The organism is Microcystis sp. M31BS1 (assembly GCF_020245285.1).
GTDB classification, from domain to species: Bacteria; Cyanobacteriota; Cyanobacteriia; order Cyanobacteriales; family Microcystaceae; genus Microcystis; species Microcystis panniformis.
The window spans coordinates 1-5,071 of sequence record NZ_JADBVE010000373.1; the positions used below are offsets into that span (position 1 = coordinate 1).

Annotated in this window: 5 protein-coding genes; all 5 read left to right on the plus strand. The window is 36.5% G+C overall.

Annotated elements, in window-relative coordinates; translation table 11 throughout:
- On the plus strand, positions 1-526 hold a 526-nt coding region (locus IM509_RS20910), incomplete at its 5' end, for an ATP-dependent DNA helicase (RefSeq protein ID WP_287717342.1).
- A 2-nt stretch (positions 527-528) separates the two neighbouring features.
- Positions 529-1,170: a hypothetical protein gene (locus tag IM509_RS20915; protein WP_287632969.1), complete on the plus strand. Its 642-nt coding sequence runs from the start codon at positions 529-531 to the stop codon at positions 1,168-1,170.
- A 16-nt stretch (positions 1,171-1,186) separates the two neighbouring features.
- On the plus strand, positions 1,187-3,670 hold the full coding sequence (locus IM509_RS20920) for a DNA polymerase (protein WP_287632967.1): 2,484 nt from the start codon (positions 1,187-1,189) through the stop codon (positions 3,668-3,670).
- The gene (locus tag IM509_RS20925) at positions 3,634-3,921 is read left to right on the plus strand and encodes a hypothetical protein (RefSeq protein ID WP_287632965.1); all 288 of its coding nucleotides are present in this window, start codon (positions 3,634-3,636) and stop codon (positions 3,919-3,921) included. The genes IM509_RS20920 and IM509_RS20925 overlap by 37 nt, the downstream gene beginning before the upstream one ends.
- Positions 3,922-3,973: 52 nt before the next feature.
- On the plus strand, positions 3,974-5,071 hold a 1,098-nt coding region (locus tag IM509_RS20930; protein ID WP_287717343.1), incomplete at its 3' end, for a YfjI family protein.

Consider the following 5,071-nt stretch of genomic DNA (forward strand, 5'->3'; position numbering starts at 1 on the left):
AGGAACTCGTAAGCTGAATAGTATGATCCAAGGATTGTTTCATAGCGAACGTGATCCATGTCTTTGGATTGATCGCCATTCTTGGGTAGAAGGTGAAGGTGGCGTCAAAGGCGGTAAAATCAAAGTTTATGTTGGTGACAAAGTTATTGTCACATCTAATCTCTATGATTTAGGAGTCTTTAACGGAGAAACAGGAAAAATCATCGAAATCAATGATGATACTGGAGAAATTGTAATTGATTTTGGAGATCGAGAACAATCTATTCCTCCTGTTTTGCTTGTTCAAACTAGTAGTGGTCGAACAGCTTCTATTGATCCTAGAAAGCATGTAGATCTTGCTTACGCCATTACTACTCATAAGAGTCAGGGTTCAGAATTTAAACGTGTTGTATATCTACTGAACAAATCTAACACTTTTACAATCAATCGTCGTAATTTCTATACTGCTATTACTCGTGCAAGAGAACATGTGCATTTGATTGCAGATCAACAAGGATTGGCGGCTGCTATTACTAAAAGGAACTAATTATGAGCAATCAAGTCAGTAAAAAAGTATTTCTTATTAATGGTCCTCCAAACAGTGGTAAAGATACATTAGCTATCCAATGCCGTAACTTTCTAATGAACAAGCTAATGTCTAATCCTACTGGATTAGCTTTGCCAGAAATCATTAAATTTGCTGATCCTATTAAATGGGCAACTCATGCTCTTTATAATGTTCCTTACAGTTGTGAACATTATGAAAGAGAGCATGGTAACAGTTGGAAAGATCAGCCTCAGCCAGAATTTTATGGACGAACTCCAAGATCCGAATACATAGCTATGTCTGAAGACTATGCAAAACATCGGCATGGTGATGATATTTTTGGTCACATTATGGCTCGTAGAATTCATTTGAGTAAGAATAATGTTTTTCTAATTTCTGATTCCGGTTTTTATCAAGAAGCATTACCAGTTATTAAACAAGTAGATGTATCAAATGTGGTTGTAATAGAGCTTGACAGGCCAGACTGCTCATTCTATAATGATAGTCGTGGTTATATTGGAAATGAACTCAAGCAACAATTTCCAAGCATAGAAGTTATTCGACTGTCTAATAATGATGATACAGGATATCTTAGAATCCTGTCTCATGGAATTATGATGAAATATTTAGGCATTAAACACTAACTCTTTGAGGCAAGTCGTGGCTGTCGAAACAATAGGAGATATCAATCGTGAAATTGCGTACCGTGCGCATGCTCTTAATTTGTCTGTGGGTTGTGGCGTTGATGGGAATTTTCATTCTAGGATAGCTATTGTTTCTGAATATGTAACTGAGCGAGAAAAGCAAACTAAAATTCCTTTGAATGGATCAGGTGGTAAATTGTTTTGGGATATGGTACGTCCTATTGGACTTACCCGACGTAATACTTATTGCACTTCAGTCATTAAGCGCCAAGTCACATTTAGTGCTAAAGGAGGTGTAGAAGTTTCTCGTCATGAAGTAGATTATTATGCAAGCATTGTTCTTTGGGAATTGAGCCAGCTTCCTAATCTTGAATATGTAGTGGTTCTTGGAAATTTTGCCTTAGAAGCAGTTACTGGTCTTAGTGGAATCAATCTTCATAGAGGATCAGTTTATCCAGTTACTCTTTCATCTGCAAACGAAACAAAGCCTAAAACTGTTCAAGTTCTAGCAATGCATAATCCTGTAGATGTTGCTAGTGTTCGAGGACGCAAAAACGAAATCATAATGAAATTTGATGTAGGTCGTTTGGATGATCTTTTTAAAGGAAAATTCAAAACACACGAAATCAAAACCAATATCAATCCTACATTTAATCAAGCAGTAGATTGGATTAAATATCTTCAATCAGTTCAGAAACCTATCGCTTTAGACATTGAAACTATCAGCGGAGAAACAGCTTGTATTGGTTTTGCTAATTCTCCATATGAAGGTTATTGTATTAATTTTAGAGACAGAGAACAAAATCGATTTTCTGTTTCTCAAGAAATTGAGTTGCGTATCCTTTTGCAACAAATGGCCGACAATCCAAATGTAAAGTGGGTTATGCAAAACGGTATGTTTGATACAAGCTGGCTAGCTTTTAAAGATCGTCTTATGTTGGGGCCGGCTTATTTTGATACAATGCTAGCTCATCATACTCTATATCCTAGCTTTCCTCACAACCTTGGTTTCATTACAACTCAGTATACAACACATCCATTCTATAAAGATGAAGGTAAAACTTGGAAAGAAGGCGGACATATAGACACTTTTTGGGAATACAATGTTAAAGATGTTTGTATCACTTATTCTGCTTACGAAGGAATGTTATCTGAATTAACTTCTCAGGGTCTTTCAGATTTCTTTTTCGGTCATGTTATGCGTTTACAACCACATCTTATTAGTATGACGGTTGGAGGAGTGCTGATTGATAAAGATTTGAAAAAGGCAATAGTAGATGAAACCAAACAAGAAGTACAGCAACTCAAGCAGGAATTTCAAGAATTATCTAGAGAAGCGACTGGAGACAATCAACTCGTTATCAATCCGTCTTCACCGAAACAACTCGCAGATCTGTTTTTTACAAAACTTAAGCTTGTTGGAAGAGGAACTGCAACAGACGTTAAAAATCGTGCAAGGATGCGAGCGCACCCTAGAACGCCTCAAATAGCTATCCAAATGATTGATGCTCTAGATAAGTATGCTAAAGAAAACAAGTTTCTTGGTACTTATGCTGAAATGATGGTAGATGAAGATGGTCGTGCTAGAAGTGAATATAAACAAACAGGAGTAGCATCAGCTCCTGGAAGACTATCTTCATCTGCTACTATGTGGGAAAGTGGAACTAATCTTCAAAATCAACCCGGTCGTGCACATAAAATGTTTATTGCAGATCAAGGATACGAATTTAATTATTTTGATCTTTCTCAAGCTGAAGCACGAGTTGTTGGCTGGCATTATGATATTGAACATTGGATAGAACAGTTTGAGCAAGCTCGTAAAGATGGCGTCTACGATGCTCACAGAGCTTTGGCTTCAGAAATGTTCCACATTCCTTATGACGAGGTTCCTAAAGAAGATTGGGATGCTAATGGTAATATGACTATTCGATATCAAGCAAAAAGGTGTCGTCATGGTCTTAATTATCGAATGGGTCCAGATAAACTAGCAGAAGAATTGAACATTGGTTTGAGTGATGCCACAGAACTTTGGCACATTTATCACAATGTCAATCCTCAATTACAGAAAGGATGGAATAAAGTTGTCCGCGAAGTTGAAAAGAACCGTAGGCTATATAATGCTTACGGAAGAAGATGGATACTGCTTGAGCGTTTCGATGACGAAGCCCTCCGCTCAGTCGTCGCTTACTATCCTCAATCTACCATTGGTGACAAGGTTACGCGTTGCATTTATTTGTGCGAAAGCGATCCTGACTGGCCGATCGGTGAGGCGCGTATCGCTCTAAATATTCATGATGCTTTGATTGCAATCAATAAGCATGAAGTAGGTGACAGAGTTCGACGTATTATGAAAAAGCATGCGGAAGAGCCAATTCACATTACTTCAGTTAATGGTGTTCATAGGGAATTGATCATTCCGTGTGATCTTAAAGTTTCAAAACCAGATGAATATGGAATTCACCGATGGTCCAATCTAGAGAAAATCAAGGTTTTGACTTAATTGAAAAGAAATCAAGTGAAGTAACTGTTGATCAAATAAACTTTCTTTATGGAGAAGAACCTATGAATGAATATGCTCAAAAACAAAAGCTTGATTTTGATCAGCTTACTATTCTTCCAGCTAAAAATAAAGGGTGGGTTGTTATCAAACACCTTAATGGAAGTGTAGAGCTTTACTACGCTCATAGTGGATATGATCTTGATATTATTCTTAAGGATATTTATCAAATTGAAACACTCCCACAGACTTAACTATGCAAAACTGGTTCCCCAAGATTCTTTCTTGGGGAACTTTCTTGCGTATATGAATCCTCTAGAAACACCTTATGCTTATGATTTTTGGGTAGGATGTAACGTGCTCAGTGCTGCATTGGGTCGAGACATTATTGTTAATCGTCCTATGGCTCCTGTGTATTTAAATCTTTTTACAATTTTAGTTGCAGAATCTGGAATTACTCGAAAATCTACAGCTGTAAGACATGGATTAGATTTTATTCGAAAGCTTGAAAAAGAAGATTTAGCACTTATAGAAGGAAAAACTACTCCTGAAAGACTAGAAGAAATTTTATATGAACAAACAAGAGATTACAAATCTTCTAATGTTTCTATTTGTATCTCCGAATTAGTTACTTTTCTAGGAAGAGAAAAGTATGTTTCTACTATGCCAACTTTGCTAACAGATCTATACGATTCTCCTAAAATTAGAAGACTTGGAGGTAGTCTTAAGACTGGAAGCAGAGAAGCCCATAACGTGTTTGTTCAATTTTTATCTGCTTCTACTCCTAGTTGGCTTGTGCGAGCTGTTAATCCTGATGTAATTGAAGGAGGCTTTACTTCTCGTGTAATGTTTATTTGTGCCGAAAATCCTAAAAAGCGTCAATCTTGGCCTGAAGCTCCTAATAAAGAATTAGAACAACAAATATTAATTCAACTTAATAATATCAAAACTAAAGCTAAAGAAGTAGAAAAAATTGAACTAAATCTTAATGCTCGTAAAGTTTTTGATCGATGGTATAAGTCTAGAACTTTACATAAAGATCCCTTTAGAGCTAGTTTTCAGTCTCGTGAAGATGCACATACTTTACGTTTGGCAGCTTTTCTAGCTATTAATGATGGAACCTGGGTTATACATAGCAATCACATTACTCAGGCTATTAAAATCATTAATGAAGTACGAGAAGACGGTGCTCAAATATTTGAAGGCACTGGAACTAATTCTCGACTAATTGCTGGAATTGATAAAATTAGAGACAAGTTGCTGGAAGCAGGAATAAATGGTCTTCCACAAACTAATTTAACTAAAGCTGTCTCATCCTATATGGATGCAGAACATTTAGTTACTGCATTAAACATTATGCATGAACTTCAATTTGTGCAAAAATTTGATGCAATCCAAGTTGGA